This window comes from Myxococcus qinghaiensis, from assembly GCF_024198215.1.
Lineage (GTDB): Bacteria > Myxococcota > Myxococcia > Myxococcales > Myxococcaceae > Myxococcus > Myxococcus qinghaiensis.
Genome location: NZ_JAKCFA010000005.1, coordinates 42,602 through 59,698, shown reverse-complemented (window position 1 = coordinate 59,698; position 17,097 = coordinate 42,602). Strand labels below are relative to the sequence as shown.

Sequence of the window (17,097 nt, the reverse complement as noted above, 5' to 3'; positions counted from 1 at the left end):
GAGTGAGTCCTCCCATGGCCTTGTTCACCCCACACGTGGACCGACAGCTCGTCCACCTCGCCAACGAGGGCGTCCTCCCTCCGCGCCAGTGGACCCGCGTGCTGCGTCATGCCCGGGGGTGTGCCCGGTGCGGCGCGCGCTACGAGCGGGTGATGAACCTGCGCCGCATGTTCGCCCGCGACACCGTCACCGAGCCCACGCCGGGGGAGCTGGAGTCGCTCGAGTCGCGCGGACTGCTCGCCGTCCTCGCCGCCGTGGAGGGGGAGGTGTCGTCCGAGTCCTCGAGACAGGCCGCGCGCGCGGACCGGCTGCACAAGGAGTACCTGGAGGGGGCGTGGAGTCCGGGGCGACGGCTGTGGGCGTGGGTGCTTCAGACCTGGAATGCGCCGTCGCTGGGGCAGGTGGGCGGCGCGTGGGTGGTCAGCTTGATGGCGGCGGCGGGGTTGCTGTGGCTGAGCCTGCCGAGCGACACGACGAGGGAGTGGGGCACGCGTGGCGAGGGACAAAGTGCCCCGGTGCTGCGGCTGTTCTGCGTCCCCGAGGAGGCGGAGCTTCGGGAGGTCCGAGGCCAGGGTGACTGTCCGGCCGGTGCGGCGCTCGCGTTCGCCGCGGGAGTCGGTGCGCCCTATACGCATGTCGTGGTGACGGTGCGCACCGAGAAGGGCCTGCGGGTGGAAGGGCCGTTCGAGGTGAAGGCATCTCCGGGCTCGGAGGCGGCGCTGGACCTCACGCCGAAGCTTCCCGACACGGGCGAGGTGGAGCTGACCGCCGTGTTCGCGAGCAGCGCGTCCGAGGCGCTCGCCGCCGCGCGAGGTGAGCCCGTCAAAGACGTCGTGCGCGTGCAGCACCGCGTCCGCATCGCGGGGAAGCCATGAGCCCGCTTCCTGCTTCGAGTCACGGCCGTGCGGGCGCGGATGGCACCATGAGCCTCGGCGTGCTTGGTGCTCAGCCGCGTCTTCGTACTCTTGTCGCGCGCGAATGCACCACGCGTCGCGCGAGGCCTGGCCGTGCGCCTCATGGCGGTTCCGGCGCTCAGCGGTGTCCACGCGCTCCTAACGCTCGTGAGTGCCTTGTTCGTCACGCGAGGCACGAGGATGCAGCCAGCGAGCCGCACCATGAGCCTCATCGCGGTTTCGAGGTTCAGCGATGTCCGCGCCCTCCTCCCGCTCGTGAGCCTCTCGTTCGTCACGCCGGACTCGGGCATGCAGTCGGAGCGCGCACCATGAGCCTCATCGCGGTTTCGGGGCTCAGCAATGTCCGCGCCCTCCTCCCGCTCGTGAGCCTCTCGTTCGTCACGCCGGACTCGGGCATGCGGTCGGAGCGCGCACCATGAGCCTCATCGCGGTTCCCGCGCCCGGCGGTGTCCGTGCCTTCTTGTTGCTCGTGAGCCCACCGTTCGCCGCGCGGGACGCGGCAGTGTCCGTGGAAGGAACAGCATGAGAGCCCTCGCGGTTCCGGTGCTTGGCGGTGTCCTCGTCCTGTGGCTCACGTGCTGGGCGACAGTGTCCCTCGCGGAGACAGGCGCCACGTCCTCGGAGCCTCCTCCCGTGCGACGGGCCCTGGTCGTCGCGTACAACGGGAGCGACTCCCCGGGCATGCCGCCCCTGCGCTACGCGGACGACGACGGCGTGCGCTGGATGGAGACCTTTCAGCGGCTCGGCGTGGACGTGGTGCTGCTCACCGTCGCCGACGCCGACACCGCCGAAGCGGACCGTGAGCGACTCACGGGCGTGCGGGTGCCCACGCTCGCCGCGCTCGATGAAGCCGTGGCGTCGCTGGCCCAGCGCAACGCGGCGGACCGCGCTGCAGGCCGCACCGTGGACTTCCTCTTCGTCTACGTGGGCCACGGCCGCACCGGCGATTCCGCGCGCGCCTATCTCACGCTCGCCGACGGACGACTGGACCAGGAGGCGCTGTACTCGCGCGTCGTGGAGCGGGCAGAGGCGGACTACGTGCACCTGCTCGTGGACGCCTGTCACGCGGCCGGCGTCGTGGGCAGCCGGGGCGCGGACCCGCTGGTACTCCGGCGGTTGCGGCGCGCGCTGGAGCAGGAGCAGCTCGCGGGTCACCCCAGCGTCGGCGCCATCTTCGCGGAGAGCAACGAGGGCGAGACGCACGAGTGGTCTCGCATCCGCGCGGGTGTCTTCAGCCATGCGGCGCGCTCCGCGCTGTTGGGTGGCGCGGACGTCAACGGCGACGGCCGTGTCGAGTACAGCGAACTGGACGCCTTCGTCGCCGCCGCCATCCGGGGCGTGAAGTCTCCGCAGGCCCGGCTCGCGCTGCGCACCTTCCCGCCGACATTGAGTCCCTCGCGAGCACTCATCGGCCCCGTGCCCGACGGTCCGCGCCTGGACCTGCCAGCGACGCCTCGGGGCGCGCGCATCTCCGTGGAGGACACCACGGGCGTGCGACTCGCGGATGCGCATCAGGCCGCCGGAGAGGCGCTGGTCCTCGCGTTGCCGAAGCGCGAGGCGTACTGGCTGCGCACTCCCGGGGGAGAGGCCCGCGTGCGGGTGGAGGACCTGCGGGAGGGGCGACTTCCCCGCCCCTCACCTCCCGAGGTGGCCCGGCGCGGCGCGGCCGAGGAGAGCCTGCTCCAGGGGCTCTTCGCCCTGCCCTTCGGACGCGACTTCTACGAGGGCTATGTCACATCGACGGGTGGGCCCGCCGTGGACTTCTCCGAGACCGTGACGCCGGGGGACCCGTCGAGCCTGCCGCGCTCGCTGGGCCTGGAGGTGGGCCTCACGCTCGGCGCGCCGCCGCTGGGGGGACGAGGCGTCGCACGCGGGCTGTCGCTGGCCTGGCGCGTGCCGGGCCCCGGCATCGTCCGGTGGGGCGCGCGGGCCAGCTACTCCCTCTCGCCGGATGCCTGGGTGGACAGCGCCACGCTTCAGCGCGTGTCCGTGCTGGCCATGGGTGGACTCAGCGGCCGAGGCACGCTGGCCCCGTTCGCGGAGGTGGGCGCGGGCTGGTTGATGACGGTGGTGGACAGACCCGGCCGCAGGGAGGGCGACTCGCTCGGCCTGACGGCGCGCGGCGCGGCGGGCCTGCGCTGGAGGGCGGGCGACTTCGCGGTGCGAGGCGCCCTGGGGCTCGACTTCGATGGAGTCCGCGTGGACGGGCACCGGAGTGGCCGCTGGATTCCCGGCGTGGAGTTCGGACTGGAGCGCTGAGCGATTCACCGTCCACACCGTGCGCGGCGCGCTGTGAACGGCGTTGACAGCGGCGCCCGCGCGCCCGCTCAAGTCCCTGGAATCAGGCCCATGCCTCCCTGGCAGGGGGCTTGCGTTGGACCCGCTCCGAAAGGGGCGGTGCATGAACACGGACATCACGAGGTGGGGCGAGGCACGGTGGGACGCGGGCAAGGTGCTCCGATGGACCCTGCTCCATGTGGGCGCACTCGTCGGCGGGGCGCTCTGCTTCTCGTGGAGCGCGGTGGCGGTCTTCGCCGTGCTGACCGGGGTGACAATGTGTCTCGGCCTCTCGGTGGGCATCCACCGCGGCCTCATCCACCGCGCCTTCCGTGCGCCGCGCGTGGTGGAGCGGACGCTCGGCTTCCTCGGCACGCTGGCGGGACTGGGCAGCGTCCTCGGCATGAGCCGCATGCACCTCCTGCGCGACTTCCACCAGAACCAGCCGGAGGCCGACTGCCCCGAGTACTTCGGCTACCGCGACGGCTTCCTCAGCGCGATGACGCACGCCCTCTTCCGCACGTGGCATGCGCGCGACGCGAGCGTCTATCCCCCCGCGGACGCCGACCTCGAGAATGACGCCTTCTTCCTCGCCCTGGAGCGCGCGGGCCTCTGGCTCCAGGTGCCACTCGCGCTCGCGCTGTACGCGGTGGGCGGCCCCGCGTGGGTGTTCTGGGGTGTCTTCGTGCGACTGGCGCTCACGCAGGATGGCTTCTGGTTCATCCACTACGTGAGCCACGTCGAAGGAGAGCAGCCCTACGAATTGCCCGAGTGCGCGGAGCAGGGCCGCAACGCGGGCTGGCTCGCCCTCGTGAGCATGGGCGAGTCGTGGCACAACAACCACCACGCCTATCCCAGCTCGGCGCGCATGGGCTTCGGCTGGCGACAGCCGGACCCGGGCTGGTGGGCGGTGAAGGCCTTGGCCTGGCTGGGCCTCGTGCACGACGTGAAGACGATGGCCCACCTGCCGCTGCGGCCCGGAGCGCATCGACGCCCCGGCCCTCGGAAGGACCCGCGCTTCCCGCGTGGATGCCTCCGCCGACGCCTGCCGGTGTAGCACCGCGCCACGGCTCAGAAGGCCCAGCCCAGCGACAACATCATGCGCTCGTCGAGCCCCCAGGTACTGTTCTCGCTCTCGCCCTCATGAATGACCTCACCGTCGTGCAATTGGATGCCACGGTCCGTGTTGCGGTACGACTCCCGCCAGATCTCGGCGCCCACTCCCGCTTGCACCGCGAGCCCTCGTCCCAGGATGGCCGTGTACCCCAGCATCCCCGTCATGCCGAGGTGCCACGTGCGGATTCGAGAGTCCGAGAAAATCCCCGCCCATGTCTGTTCGTAGGTCGACCACTTCCGGGTGACCTCGAGCTGGGGAGAAACCCACAGCCCTTCGGGCGCGTCCCCCATCAGGAAGAACCGCGCCCGGGGCAAGACGCCCAGCAGGAACGTCGAGCTTTTCGTGTCGACTGGCTCGCCATTCACCAGGAGGCCAGAGTCCCCGTCGCGACCGGACAAACCCGTGCGCAGCCCCAGCCCCAATGACACGCGAGGGCTCACCACTCGCTCTCCTTCCAGGGTCACCACACTCCACTGGTCAGGAGTGATGGCGACCCCCAGCACCGTCTTGCGCACGGGTGAGACGGACGGCGCGGCGCTCAGCTCCTGGGCGTGAGCGACAGCGGACGACAGCAACGTCAGACACAGCATGTGAATGGGCTTCATGTTTGGACATCCCCCGATGACGTCCCTGGAACGCTCGTCCAGCGACCCACTCCCCTTGTGCAACAGGCGTGCACAACCTCACTCCAGAGGGAGCCCCGCCTCGTGAGCCCCCCACCCCACGACATCGTGTCAACGAGGGCTCTCGCGACGAATGACAGGCTGACAGCGCGCTGACAGAACGCCACGCGAGCCCGATGCGGCTAACGTCCCAGCCATGAATGGATGGAAGGTGGCGTTCTTCGTCATGTTGCCGGTGTGGGGGCTGACCCTGCTCGTGGGGGCCTACGCGGTGGTGAACGTCGGCACCTCCCAGACCCATATGAGCGAGGGCTACGCGGACTGCGAGGCCCACCGCGACTGGCTCGACACCCTGGCGCGAGGACACGTGACGCGGGAGCACGTGCGCGACGCCCGCCCCAAGGTGGTGCGCACGGTGGACGAGCACTCCGTCACGCTGAAGCCGGGCGACATCGACGTGCGCTACGACGACAAGGGCCGCTACGTCGGCTCCCAGCTCGGCGCGAGCACCACCCCGCTCCACACGCCGTGACACAGCGGGCACTGTCCGCTAGCACGCGAATGGGGTCAGGACCGCTGGCCCCCGGACACGTCACGTTGCGCGGTGCGCCGGGCATCCAGATACTTGCGCCCGAGCCTTCTCACGCGAAGGCACTCATCTGGGGATGGAGGGAGTCCAAGTGATGCGCATGAGAATGCTGCTGGCGTCCGCGCTGCTGGTGCTCGGTGGCTGTGGGGACGACGACGCGGAGGGGGACGGGGGCGAGGACAACACGACGGACCACCGTTCCAACGTCACGGGGGCCTATGACAGCACGGGCACCCTGAGTGCCTCCCTCAACGGGCAGACCGAGAACGCGGAGCTGGAGGACACGGTGCGAATCTCGGCGGCCTCCGGCTCCAAGAGCGCCCTGAGCATCCGCTCCCAGTCCGTCACCTGCGCCCAGGACCTGCGGGCGACCATGACGGGAGAGAACACCTTCTCCGTCAGCGAAGGCTCGTGCGAGGTCTTCATCGAGGAGAACAACTGCACGGCGAACCTGAGCGTCACCTCGGGGCGAGGAAGCCGGGCGACGAATGGCCCCCTCCAGCTCACCCTGGAGGGGAAGTTCACGTTGACCTGCTTCCCCCTGCCAGTCGTCGGAGACTTCACCCTGCTGCTCACCGGCACGCGCACGGGCGCCGAGTCCCTGCCCGACGTCGAGGCGCTGCGACTCCACGTCACGCGCCCCTGAGCCGTCCAGCGACCGCGCTCCGAGAACACCACCGGAGCGCGGTCCACCGGCTCACAGCGACACCACCGCCTGCTCGCGACGAAGCTGGAGCACGCGCACGTCCGGGTCCACCACCCAGCGCTCGGGCGGAAAGTCCGCGCGCACCGTGACGTCGGCCTTTTCACCCGCGCCCAGCACCACGCGCGCCCGCGCATCTCGATAGTCCGGTGACTGCACGTCCGGAGTCTTCGCGTCCTTGCGTTCCGCGAAGCGCTCGCCCTTCACCGCGGCGACCTCCACGGGCATGCGGCCGTCGCCCACGTTCTCCACCGTCACCGTGGCCACCCACTGTCCGCCCTCCTGCTTCACCTGGGCGTTGGACAGGCGGTACTGCGGGACATGCACCTCGTGGAACCACTGCTGGACGAAGGCGTCATAGGCCGCCGCGTCCGGCGCGAAGGGACGCATCGCGGCGGTGAAGTCCTGCAGCACGGGGTGGTCTTCATGGCCCACGTACTTCTGGAGGAACGCCTGGAGCCCCGCGTGCATCGCCGGGCGGCCCATCAGGTCCTCCAGCATCCAGAACACCCAGCCGCCCTTGTTGTAGAGGATGGTGGTGTCACCCTCGCGGGACTCGTCGAGCTTCACCAGCGCCCGCTCCCCGTCCACGTACCGCTCCTTCGCGTAGTGCTCCTCCAGGCGCTTGGCGATTTCCATTCGCGTCCGAGGCCCCTCCAACTGCTCCATCAGCTTCATCGCCGAGTAGTGCGACGTGCCCTCCGACAGCACCGCGCCGCCCGGCCCCTTGCCGGGGATGAGCATGTTGCCCCACCACTGGTGCGCCGCCTCGTGCGCGGTAATCAGCAGCACGGCGTTTGCCTCGGGCGTGCTGCGCGCGAGAAAGCCGATGCTCTCCGAGAAGGTGATGTTGGTGGCGAAGCCCTGCGCGTAGGTGGCGAGGCCGGGGAACTCCGACAGCTTCAGCTCCTTCCACGGGAAGGGGTGGAACCATTCCGAGTAGTACCGGCGTGACGCATCCAGTCCGCGCCGCATGTCCTCCACGTTGTAGACATGCTCGGGGTGGTGGAAGACGGAGGTGCCCTCGCCGCGCAGCACCGTCCAGCGGCCCGCGACGATGTTGAACATGCTGACCGGCGCGTCGCTCCGCCACACGCTGACGCGGCGCCCGTCCTTCACCTCGTCGCTCTCCAGCACGCCCACCGAGTTGAGCGTGTACTCCGCCGGCCCCGTCACGCGGATGCGCGTGGTGAAGGGCGTGCCCATGCCGTAGGCGGCCTCCGTGAGGCCCTCGTAGAAGTCGTCCGGGTAGACGCGCGGCTCGTACTTGTTCTCGTCCTTGTCCACGCCGATGTCGTCGCGGAAGCCCACCACCGGGGCGAAGCTCGGCTCGAAGCTGGTGAGCACCACGCCGGAGGGCAGGATGAACTCCGACACCTTGCCGCCGTTCTTCGTCATGCCCTTGGGGAACTCGCCGCGGAACTCGAAGCCCACGCGCACCACCGCGCCAGGGGCCAGGGGCGTCTCGGGCTTGAAGACATACAGCCGCGAGCGGTCCTCCGGCGCGACGTCCTTCCCATCCAACGTCCAGCGCACGTCCTCCCAGTGGTCCCCGCCCGTGAAGGCAAAGGACGGCAGCGCCTTCGCGTGCCGGTTCACCAGCGTGTACGTGCCCCGCGTGCGAAGGGAGCGCCCCTTGGGGTCCAGTTCCACGTCCAGGTCCACGTCCTGAATCGACGGCTGCGGCGCGTCCAGCCACGTGGCCAGGTTCTTCTGCCAGTACTCCTTCGCGCGCTTCTTCGCGGCGTCACCCTGCCAGCCCTGCCCCACCTGCACGGCGGCCGCCAGCAGGGCCACCGCGGGCACCACCGCCCACGGCGACAGTCGCCACGCGCCGCGCAGCAAGCCCCCGGGACGGATGCGCTCCAAGAGGCTCACCGAGTCCGCCGCGCGCCGCCCGTCCAATCGCACCGCCAGCGCCGTGAAGAAGGCGGCGAGCCCCAGGGTGCCCACGCGATTCAAGAGGAGCACGGACCTGTCCATCTCGAAGGGCCCCATGTCGGACCAGAGCACCGCGCCCCACAGCGGCCAGTTCGTCGCCCAGTGGAGGTTGCCGCGCACCGCCGCGTAGCCGGTGAGGCACAGCGCCGCGAGTGCCAGGCCATACGCGCCGAAGCGCCCTCCCGCCACCGCGCGCGCCGCCAGCACGAAGCACGTCCACGCGAAGAACGTAGGCAGCAGCAGGCCCCACGTCAGCACATACGGCCACAGCGAGAGCGCCACCTGTCCTTGAGAGAGCTGGACAAGGCTGCCCGCGAGCCCCGCCGCCACCAGCAGCGACACACCGACGAGGCTGTTGGCGAGCGCCTTGCCCAGCAGCACCGACACGGTGCGCACAGGCGAGGCGTCATGGATGGGCGCGAAGTTGGACGCGCGCTCCCGCTCCAGCGACTCCACCGTGTAGAACATGAGCAGCAGACACGCGAGCGTGGACGCCGCGCCCATCGTGCCCACCGCGAAGAAACCCGAGGACGTCAGAAGCGGCGTGTCGAACGGACCCACCTTGCTCAGCGCCTGCGTCACCGTCTGCAACAGGATGATGGGCATGAACAGGTAGAGGCCCGGCTGTGACAGGAGCCCTCTCAGCTCCGCGCGCGCCACCACCCACAGGCCCGACAGTGCCTCGGGAGACTGGGCCCGCATGCCCAGCGTCGACAGGGGCGTCTCCTCGCGTGTCACGCCCTCCGGCGTCGCCAGCGGGATGTCCGCCAGCGTCTTGCCGCGCACGTCGCGCACCGGTGCGCCGCGAAGACCCCGGGCCACATGACGCGCGCTCCAGGCCACGCCACCGAGTCCCACCGCGATGAAGCCCAGCCGACTGAAGACGAACAGCGCATCCAGCCCCACGCGCTCCACGTTGTAGAAGGCGACGCCCCGGTCGACCTTCACCCACGTCTCGCTCAGCCACCGCATGCCCGCCGGGTCCAGCGCCTGGAGCACCCGGTTCACCCGAGGGTCCAACCACCCGGGAGACCAGCTCCACAGGAAGAAGGCGCAGAGGAACAGCATCATCACCGGCAGGAAGTACACGAGCACCGGGCGCCGGGTGCCCTCACCCAGCGCGAAGGCGGTGCCCGCGAAGAACACCAGCATCGGCACGCCGAAGAAGAGCGCGGGGCGCACGTAGTTGAGCCACGACAGCGGGCCCCGGTACTCGGCGTTCTCTCCGGCGGGCACCACGTGATGGAAGAAGACGAGGAAGAGCACCAGCGCCGCGAGCGCCACCCCGTACGCACCCAGCACCGCGAGGAACTTGCCCCACACATACTCGCGCGGCGTCAGCGGCGTGGTGTGGAGGATGGGACCCACGCGCGCCTCCTCGTCCGCGATGATGCCCATGCCCGCGCCCACGGAGATGAAGAAGGTGTAGAGCAGGAACATGAGCAGCAGGAGTGTCTGCGAGACGGCGAACTCGCTCGTCACCCAGGCCTTCTGTCCGCCCACCTGACTGGCGCCGGACTCGATGGTGACGTTGCCCGACGACAGGCCCCACACCGACAGGAAGGTGATGAGCAGCAGGATGATGAACAGCGGGCGGCGAAGCTGGTGCGACAGCTCCGTGCGCACCACCGTCCCCAGCCGCGCCACGTTCATCGCGCCACCTCGCGCGCGGCTTCCACGCCGGGCGTCGGCTGCGACGTCGCGGGGGCCTCGCGCGTGTCCTTCATCAGGAGCAGATAGGCGTCCTCCAGTGTGGGCGTGACGCGCTCGAAGCCCGGGGGCACGTCGCTTCCCGTCGAGTGGATGCGCACGCGATTGCGTCCCTCGAAGAGCACGGCCTGCGTGACGCGGCGGGTGCGCTGGAGCTCGGCCAGCTCGGCGTTGGAGGCGGTGCCCTCGAAGATGGTGCCCTGGATGGCGGCCTTCGCCTCGGTGGGCGAGGTGATTGCCACCACGCGGCCCTGACGGATGACGGCGAAGCGCGGACACAGCATCGCCACGTCCTCGACGATGTGCGTGGAGAGGAGCACGGTGCGCTCGTTCGCCACCTCCGCGAGCAGCCGGTAGAAGCGCAGGCGCTCCTCGGGGTCCAGGCCCGCGGTGGGCTCGTCCACGATGATGAGCTTGGGGTTTCCCGCGAGCGCCTGGGCGATTCCCAGCCGCTGCCGCATGCCGCCCGAGTACTCCTTCACCTTGCGCTTCGCGGCGAAGGTGAGGTTCACCCGCTCCAGCAGTTCGGCGACCAGCGCCTTCAGTCCTCGCGGCGCGGTGACGCCCTTGAGCTTGAGCAGGTACAGCAGCATGGCCTCGCCCGTGAGGTACGGGTAGAAGCCGAACTCCTGAGGCAGGTAGCCCAGGTGGGGGCGCAGCGCTTCCGGGTGGCGGACGATGTCCAGCCCGTCCAGCGTCACCTCACCGGAGGTGGGCTCCAGCAGCCCCGCCAGAATCTTCATCAACGTGGACTTGCCCGCGCCATTCGGGCCCAGCAGCCCGAACATCCCGCGAGGTATCTCCAGGTCCACGCCACGCAGGGCGGACACCGGGCCCGGATACACCTTCACCAGATTGCGGAGGGAGAGCATGCCCCCTGTACGTCTGGAGGCAGGCACTCATTTCCCAGGGCACGCGTGGACGACGCTCACGGTGTCTGGGCTCACATGTGGGCTGGAGCACCGTGACACCATGGTGCCCGCCCGGGAACTCATGCGGGGATTCGGTGGAGCGGAGCGCAGTGCGGCGCCTCACGCTGGAGCACCTCGCGCATCGCCTCGGCGCGCGCCGTATCACCGGCCCGCGTGTACGCCACCCGAAGGCCCCAGGTGCTCGGCAGTCGGGCCATGGCCAACTGGGCCCGCTGATGGTGCTGTTCCAGCACCTGAAGCGAAGCAGGGGTGGCCGTACCGGTGAGCAATTCGCCAATGCTCACCAGAATCTCATAGTAGGCGCGCGCCTTGCTCGCACCGACCACCGAGGGAACGTCCACCATGGAGAGCGCCTCCTTCGCGAGCAAGAGCCCCTTCTCGGGCGCGTCCTCACACAGCAGGATGATGGTCGCCTCACCCACTCGCTCCATCGCACGGATGACGGGGGGACGCCCTGCCCAGTTGATGCTCGCCAACTCCCGGCGCGCGGAGGCCGCGTCACCGTAGAAGGCATGGGCCAAGGCACGGGAGCTCACACGGACGTAGTCGATATCCGGAAACCGGCTGTTCGCCGCGAGCATCCGGTCGTAGACGGCGAGCAGGGCAGTCACATCGGGATGCAGAAAGGCCGCTTTGATTCCGCGGCGCGTCGCCTGTCCCTTCCAGTAGGCGAAGCCCAGACTGCCCGCCGCGAGCACGCCTCCGAACAGCAAGACGAGGCCCAACTGAGACCCGGACCGGCTCAGCTCCTCGGGGGATGGCAGCTTCGGTGCCTTGCCGCCGCTGAACATGAAGTACATGACGGCGTACGCGACAATCAGGAACGGCCACCACTTCATCCAACGCTTGAAGGGCGCGAGAGCACCGCGCTGGCGAATCGATTCGAGGTAGCGGGCATTCTCTTCGCGGGACATGCCCGCGCTTATAGCCAATCCCTTTCACGACACCAAGCACGCGGGGCCCGTCCCGACCGCGTCGCCCTCGCACCGCCAGCGAGCCCGCGTGACCTCAGTGACGTCCGCTGCCCAGCGGACTCGAAGTCACCCCGTGCCCTCCCGAGGCGAGCTCATGACGCCTTCAACCAGAGCGCGAGGAACACCGACCCGAGCAGCAGCGCGAGGAACAGGACGAGTTTCAGGGAGAAGCTCCGTCCCGTCTCCTCCACATGGTTGCGCGCCGCGTTCCACACCCCATCCACCCGCACGAGGCCCTCCGGAGAAGCCGCCAACGTCGCCAGGATGCGGTACGCGATTCCCGCGACGAAGAGGACATCTCCAACCGCGCCCACAATGCCTGACGAAGGACCTGGTGGGACAGGGCCAGCAGACACCGTGGCGGCGTCCGTCGACTCGACCACCGGGCGGATGTGCTCGTCCCCTGACATGCGGCCATTCTACCTCAAGAGTGCCGCACCAGCCGCAGCGGCGAGCGCGACGCCGTGTGAGCCGACGCCGAGGCCGAGGCCGACGCCAGCAGCCCTACGTCCGCCCACGCCGTCTCCGGCTTGCCCTCCGCGAGGAAGTCCACCGCCTGCGACACCACCTCCGGCGCATACAGGATGCGGTGGTGTCCCAGCCCCTGCGTGCGCGTCAGCCGCGCGCCCGGCCACGCGCTCGCCACCGCCTCGCCCGCGACCAGCGGCACCTCCCGGTCCCCCACGTCGTGGAATACGTGCAACGGCACGCGCCCCAACAGCGGCACGAAGTGGGGCAGCGCCAAATCCCGCAGCCGCATGCTGAAGCGCGCTTCGATTCGCTGCTCCATCCGCATCCACACCCCATCCGTGAGCCCCATCGCCCGAGCGAAGGCCTGGATGCCGCTGCGAGGGTCCGCCGGCGGCGACACGAACACCGCCCTGCCCACCTTCAGCCCATCCCGCATCGCCACCGCCGTCGCCGCCGCGCCCAGCGAGTGCGCAATCACCGCGTACGGCCCGCCCGTCGCCCGCGCCACGTCCGCCACCAGCTCCGCCATCTCCGGCAACGAGCTCGTCCTCCCCGACGACTGCCCATGCCCCGGCGCGTCGTACGTCACGACGGAGAAGCCCGCCGCCACCAGCGGCTCCACGAACGCCGTGAGCTGCCCGCCATACCCGCTCCACCCGTGCACCAGCAGCACGCGCGGGCCCACGCCCCAGCTCCACACCGCCACCTCCTCGCCCCCCAGCGTCAGCATCCGAGGCTGCCCCCGCGCCAGCACCGCCTCCGCCGTCTTCGAGCGATGCGGCCGCCGCGGCGTCCGGAACATCCGGTCCGCCCACGCCGCCGTCAGCCCCGGCGCCACCGCCCCCACGCTCAACGCCGCCGCCTTCACGCCCCACATCGACAATTTCGCCCGAACGTTCGTGCTATTTTTCGCCATGACGAGGTCCTCCTCGGAACGACACACCGCCAAAGAAAGCTCAGGAGCGCTGGGGCCGGGCGGCGCGCAGGAGCGCGTCGAAGGCACGCCGGGCCCACGTCTCCGCGCGCGGCTCCTTCAAGAGGCGCGCGGAGTGGTGAAAGCCCAGCAGGAGCGCGTTCTCATCGTGGGCGAACTGCTCCACATCCACGTCCTTGTGGAAGTGCCCCTCCGCGACGGCGATGCGCGCGGCCTGGGCCAGGCAGTCCAGCCAGTCCCGCTGCGTCTGCACCAGCCTGTCCCGCGCGGGGCCGGGCGCGTCGTCCAGCTCCGTGGCCGCCGCCACGAAGATGCACCCGCCCTCCGGCACCAGCTCCCGCTCCCACGTCAGCCAGTTCTCGAAGAGGGCCCGCACCCGGGGCTCGCCCCTGGGCTGCGTCAACGCCGGGCGGATGACCCGCTCGGTGAACAGCGCCGTCGCCGCCTCCAGGATTTCCACCTGGAGCGACGTCTTGGAACGGAAGTGCGCGAACAGGCCGCTCTTGGAGAGCTGAAGCTCCTCCGCCAGCCCGCCAATGCTCAGCCCCTGCAGGCCCACCCGGCTGGCGAGCTGGATGGCCCGCTCGAGAATCGCCTGATGGGTGAGCTCTCCCTTGCGCATGGCCTCTTTCTAAACGCCCGTGCTTTTTTCCGCAAGTCGATGAACCGGGGCGCCTCAGCCCTCGGTGTTGCGCAGGAAGTCAGCCACCTGGGCGAAGCGCTCATCCAGGAAGCGGCGCAGCCCGCCGGTGACGCCCCGCGCATCCAGCGCCTTGCCCATGGCGCGCAGCCACGCGTCGCGCATGAGCAGATCCACGGGCACGTGTCCGTGACGCATCCTCAGGCGCGGGTGGCCATGCTGCTGCGCGTAATGCTGCGGCCCGCCCAGCCACCCGATGAGGAAGAGGCCGAAGCGCTCGCGCGTCCCCCCGTTCACCCGCCCCTGCTCGTCCAGCTCGTGCAGCTTCGCCAGCACCGGCTCGTGCGCGTCCATCGCGTCATAGAAGGCCCCCGCCAGCGCCATCACCGCGTCCGCGCCTCCCATGCGCGAATACGGCGTGTCGTCCAGCGTGGGCACCCAATCGTCCGAAGCGGGAATTTTGAGCTCAACGGGCATGACATCCTTCAACATCTGCGGGCGCGGGTTTTCCCTCGGGGAACGAGCGCTCGGTGCGCCGTCGCGAGGGCTGTCGAGAGGGCGACAGGTTGGCAGGGCCCTCGCGGGTTGCCCATCGAAGATTTGACCCGGGTGAGACTCGGTTGCTAGAGCCTCCGGCACCCGTGCCCCCTTCCACCCCACCTCCACAGACCCGCGCGATGCCACCGCCTCGCGTCTGGGTGCTCGACGACAGCTCCGTGGAGACAGAGGCCATCCGCCGAGCGCTCACGCCCACCTGTCAGGTGGAGACGTTCATCGACGGCGCCGCCCTGCTGGAGAAGCTGGGCCAGGAGCACGGGCTGCTGCCCGAGGTGCTGGTGCTGGACTGGTACCTGCCGGGCATGTCGGGCCTGGAGGTGTGTCGCTTCGTGCGCGCCGGGCCCGCCACCACGCTGATCCCCGTGCTGCTGCTCACCGTCAACACCCGCGCGGACGACGTGGTGGAGGCGCTCGCCGCGGGCGCCAACGACTACGTCTTCAAGCCCTTCCGCCCGGTGGAGCTGGAGGCGCGCGTGCTCGCCCTGGCCCGCCTGGAGCGCCTGCGCCGCCAGCAACTGGAGGACGAGCGCGCGCGGCGCATGCTGGCCGAAGGCACGCTGACGGAGGTGCAGGCCGCGGAGGAGCGCGCGTGGCGCAGCGAGCTGCGCTTCCGGCTGGCCGCCCGGGCCACTCGCGACGCGGTGTGGGAGTGGGACCCGCGCACGGACACGGTGGATTGGACCAGCGGCCTGCACGAGCTGTTCGGCCACGTGTCCGGGAACATCCGCGACACGCGCGCCTGGTGGGCGGAGCGCCTGCACCCAGAGGACCGCGAGCGCGTGGTGCGCGGCCTGCGCCAGGCCGTCTCCAGCGAGAGCCACGAGTGGCAGGACACCTACCGCTTCCAGCGCGGCGACGGCACCTGGGCCCACGTGGTGGACCGGTGCCACATCGTCCGCGACGCGGAGAACCAGGCGGTGCAGGTGGTGGGGGCGATGCAGGACGTCACCGAGTGGCAGCAGACGGAGGCCGAGCGCCTGCGCCTGCTGTCGGAGGTGCACGCGCAGGCGGACTTCGAGCGGCAGCTCATCGGCATCGTCAGCCACGACTTGCGCAACCCCCTGGGCGCGATAACGCTGGCGGCGTCCCTGCTGGCGCAGCGCCCGGACGCGGACGAGCGACAGCAGCGCAACGTGCAGCGAATCCTGCGCGCGGCGGAGCGGGCGACGCGGATGATTCGCGACCTGCTCGACTTCACGCGGGCCCGGCAGGGCCGGGGGCTGCCCATCTATCCGCGCCCCATGGACCTGCACGAGGTGGTGCACGCGGCGCTGGACGAGCTCCAGGCGGCCTGGCCGGAGCGCCGCATCGTCTCCGAGTACGAGGGCACCGGCGTCGGCGCGTGGGACCCGGACCGCATCGTGCAGGTGCTCGGCAACCTGGTGGGCAACGCGATGCAGTACAGCCCGCCGGACACGGTGGTGCGCGTCATCGCGCGGGGCGAGGACTCGGGCATCGTGCTGGAGGTCCACAACAAGGGCCTGCCGATTCCCGGAGACATCCAGTCGCGCATCTTCGAGCCGCTGGAGCGCGGCGTGGAGCGTCCCGAGGACCGGGGCATGCGCAGCATCGGCCTGGGGCTCTACATCGTGCGCAGCATCGTCCTGGCGCACGGCGGCACCGTGGAGGCGCGCTCCACCCAGGAGCAGGGCACCACCTTCACCGTGCGCCTCCCCCGCCAGCCGCCCGTCGCGCTCGCCGCCAAGGCGGCCGAGGATGACGGCCAGGCCGCGGGGTAGCCGCGTCGGTCAGTCCGCCCAGCGCTTCGGCCTGCGCTTCATCGTGGTGACGTCCAGCCTGTCGCAGAAGGACTCGAACGTCGCCCGGGGCACGCCCCGCCACGCCACGTCCTCCAGCGTCTTCGTGCCCGGCAGCGGCGCGTCCGTCACCAGCGTGGCGAGCCGTCGATAGAGCAGCACGTCCTCGCGGTGCTCGCGCAGCGTCGCGGCGAGCTTGTCCGCGCCGCGCGGGCGCGCCGTCCACGTGCTCGCGTCGTCCGGAATCGCCTCCAGCTTCCCGTAGGCCGACAGCAGCGACGCCGCGCCCTTCTCGCCGAAGCCCTTGAGCCCGGGGATGCCGTCCGCGACATCGCCCATCAGCCCGAGCAGGTCCGGCACGCTCGCGGGGGGCACGCCCAGCTTCGCGCGCACCGCGTCCTCGTCCAGCACCTTCTCCTGCCGCCGGTCCACCTGCACCACGCGCTGGCCGCGCACGCACTGGCCCAAGTCCTTGTCCGGCGTGCAGATGCGCACCTGCTCCACCGCGTCCGCCCACTTCGCCGCCGCGGTGGCCAGCGCGTCGTCCGCCTCGTGCTCCTTCATGGACCACACGCGCACGCCCAGCGCCGCGACGGCCTCCTCCACCAAATCAAACTGCGCGCGCAGCTCCGGCGGGACGCCCTCGTCGCTCTTGTACCCGTCAAACAGCGCGTTGCGGAACGAGCGGATGGGGTTGTCGAACGCCACCGCGATGTGCGTGACGGCCTCGTCCGCGTCGTGCAGCAGCATCAGCAGCGAGGACATCAGTCCTACCGTCGCCTTCACGTCCTGCCCGTCCGGCGCGGCGTGGCTCGGCCGGGGCGAGAAGTGGGCGCGGTACAGCTCGTAGGTGCCATCCACCAGATGCAGGCGCATCCCTCCTCCTACCGCTCCTGGCGCCTTCCAGCCAGGGGCTCCAGCCGGGCCTGTCACGACGGCGCGAGCGCGCAAGGCCGA

General features: G+C 70.3%; 15 protein-coding genes. 6 read left to right on the top strand and 9 right to left on the bottom strand.

Features of this window, described 5'->3' with window-relative positions:
- The first annotated feature begins 14 nt into the window (after positions 1–14).
- The 3 genes from LZ199_RS10190 (at position 15) to LZ199_RS10180 (ending at position 4,248) form a co-directional block, all read left to right on the top strand.
- Positions 15–875 (top strand): hypothetical protein, encoded by an 861-nt coding sequence (locus LZ199_RS10190; protein ID WP_253993461.1) that lies wholly within the window; start codon positions 15–17, stop codon positions 873–875.
- 561 nt (positions 876–1,436) lie between these two features.
- A complete protein-coding gene (locus tag LZ199_RS10185) occupies positions 1,437–3,173 on the top strand; it encodes a caspase family protein (RefSeq protein WP_253993460.1) in 1,737 nt (578 codons plus the stop codon).
- 142 nt (positions 3,174–3,315) lie between these two features.
- A complete protein-coding gene (locus LZ199_RS10180; protein ID WP_253993459.1) occupies positions 3,316–4,248 on the top strand; it encodes an acyl-CoA desaturase in 933 nt (310 codons plus the stop codon).
- Positions 4,249–4,262: 14 nt separating this feature from the next.
- Here the strand turns inward: LZ199_RS10180 and LZ199_RS10175 are convergent, their stop codons facing one another.
- On the bottom strand, positions 4,263–4,913 hold the full coding sequence (locus tag LZ199_RS10175; RefSeq protein WP_253993458.1) for a hypothetical protein: 651 nt from the start codon (positions 4,911–4,913) through the stop codon (positions 4,263–4,265).
- 214 nt (positions 4,914–5,127) lie between these two features.
- Between LZ199_RS10175 and LZ199_RS10170 the strand changes: the two genes are divergently transcribed.
- Entirely contained in the window at positions 5,128–5,463 is a 336-nt protein-coding gene (locus LZ199_RS10170; protein WP_253993457.1) for a hypothetical protein, read from the top strand.
- 148 nt (positions 5,464–5,611) lie between these two features.
- Entirely contained in the window at positions 5,612–6,166 is a 555-nt protein-coding gene (locus tag LZ199_RS10165; protein WP_253993456.1) for a hypothetical protein, read from the top strand.
- A gap of 51 nt (positions 6,167–6,217) precedes the next feature.
- Here LZ199_RS10165 and LZ199_RS10160 read toward each other — a convergent pair whose 3' ends face one another.
- The 7 genes from LZ199_RS10160 to LZ199_RS10130 form a co-directional block, all read right to left on the bottom strand.
- On the bottom strand, positions 6,218–9,817 hold the full coding sequence (locus tag LZ199_RS10160) for an ABC transporter permease/M1 family aminopeptidase (protein WP_253993455.1): 3,600 nt from the start codon (positions 9,815–9,817) through the stop codon (positions 6,218–6,220).
- Complete coding sequence (locus tag LZ199_RS10155) at positions 9,814–10,746, bottom strand: ABC transporter ATP-binding protein (protein WP_253993454.1); 933 nt, start codon at positions 10,744–10,746, stop codon at positions 9,814–9,816. The genes LZ199_RS10160 and LZ199_RS10155 overlap by 4 nt, the downstream gene beginning before the upstream one ends.
- 119 nt (positions 10,747–10,865) lie before the next feature.
- Positions 10,866–11,720, bottom strand: coding sequence for a hypothetical protein (locus LZ199_RS10150; protein ID WP_253993453.1), 855 nt, complete (start codon positions 11,718–11,720; stop codon positions 10,866–10,868).
- Between the two features lie 152 nt (positions 11,721–11,872).
- Positions 11,873–12,190 carry a hypothetical protein gene (locus tag LZ199_RS10145; protein ID WP_253993452.1) on the bottom strand — a complete coding sequence of 106 codons (318 nt, stop codon included), beginning with the start codon at positions 12,188–12,190 and terminating at the stop codon, positions 11,873–11,875.
- Positions 12,191–12,204: 14 nt separating this feature from the next.
- Positions 12,205–13,167, bottom strand: a complete 963-nt coding sequence (locus LZ199_RS10140; protein WP_253993451.1) for an alpha/beta hydrolase — start codon at positions 13,165–13,167, stop codon at positions 12,205–12,207.
- A 40-nt stretch (positions 13,168–13,207) separates the two neighbouring features.
- Positions 13,208–13,807, bottom strand: a complete 600-nt coding sequence (locus LZ199_RS10135) for a TetR/AcrR family transcriptional regulator (RefSeq protein WP_253993450.1) — start codon at positions 13,805–13,807, stop codon at positions 13,208–13,210.
- Positions 13,808–13,861: 54 nt separating this feature from the next.
- Positions 13,862–14,302, bottom strand: coding sequence for a group II truncated hemoglobin (locus LZ199_RS10130; protein WP_253993449.1), 441 nt, complete (start codon positions 14,300–14,302; stop codon positions 13,862–13,864).
- A 200-nt stretch (positions 14,303–14,502) separates the two neighbouring features.
- On the opposite strand from LZ199_RS10130, the gene LZ199_RS10125 reads away from it, so the two are divergent.
- Positions 14,503–16,122 carry a sensor histidine kinase gene (locus LZ199_RS10125; protein ID WP_253993448.1) on the top strand — a complete coding sequence of 540 codons (1,620 nt, stop codon included), beginning with the start codon at positions 14,503–14,505 and terminating at the stop codon, positions 16,120–16,122.
- A gap of 9 nt (positions 16,123–16,131) precedes the next feature.
- Here LZ199_RS10125 and LZ199_RS10120 read toward each other — a convergent pair whose 3' ends face one another.
- On the bottom strand, positions 16,132–17,016 hold the full coding sequence (locus LZ199_RS10120) for a 5'-3' exonuclease (RefSeq protein ID WP_253993447.1): 885 nt from the start codon (positions 17,014–17,016) through the stop codon (positions 16,132–16,134).
- Between the last annotated feature and the right edge of the window lie 81 nt (positions 17,017–17,097).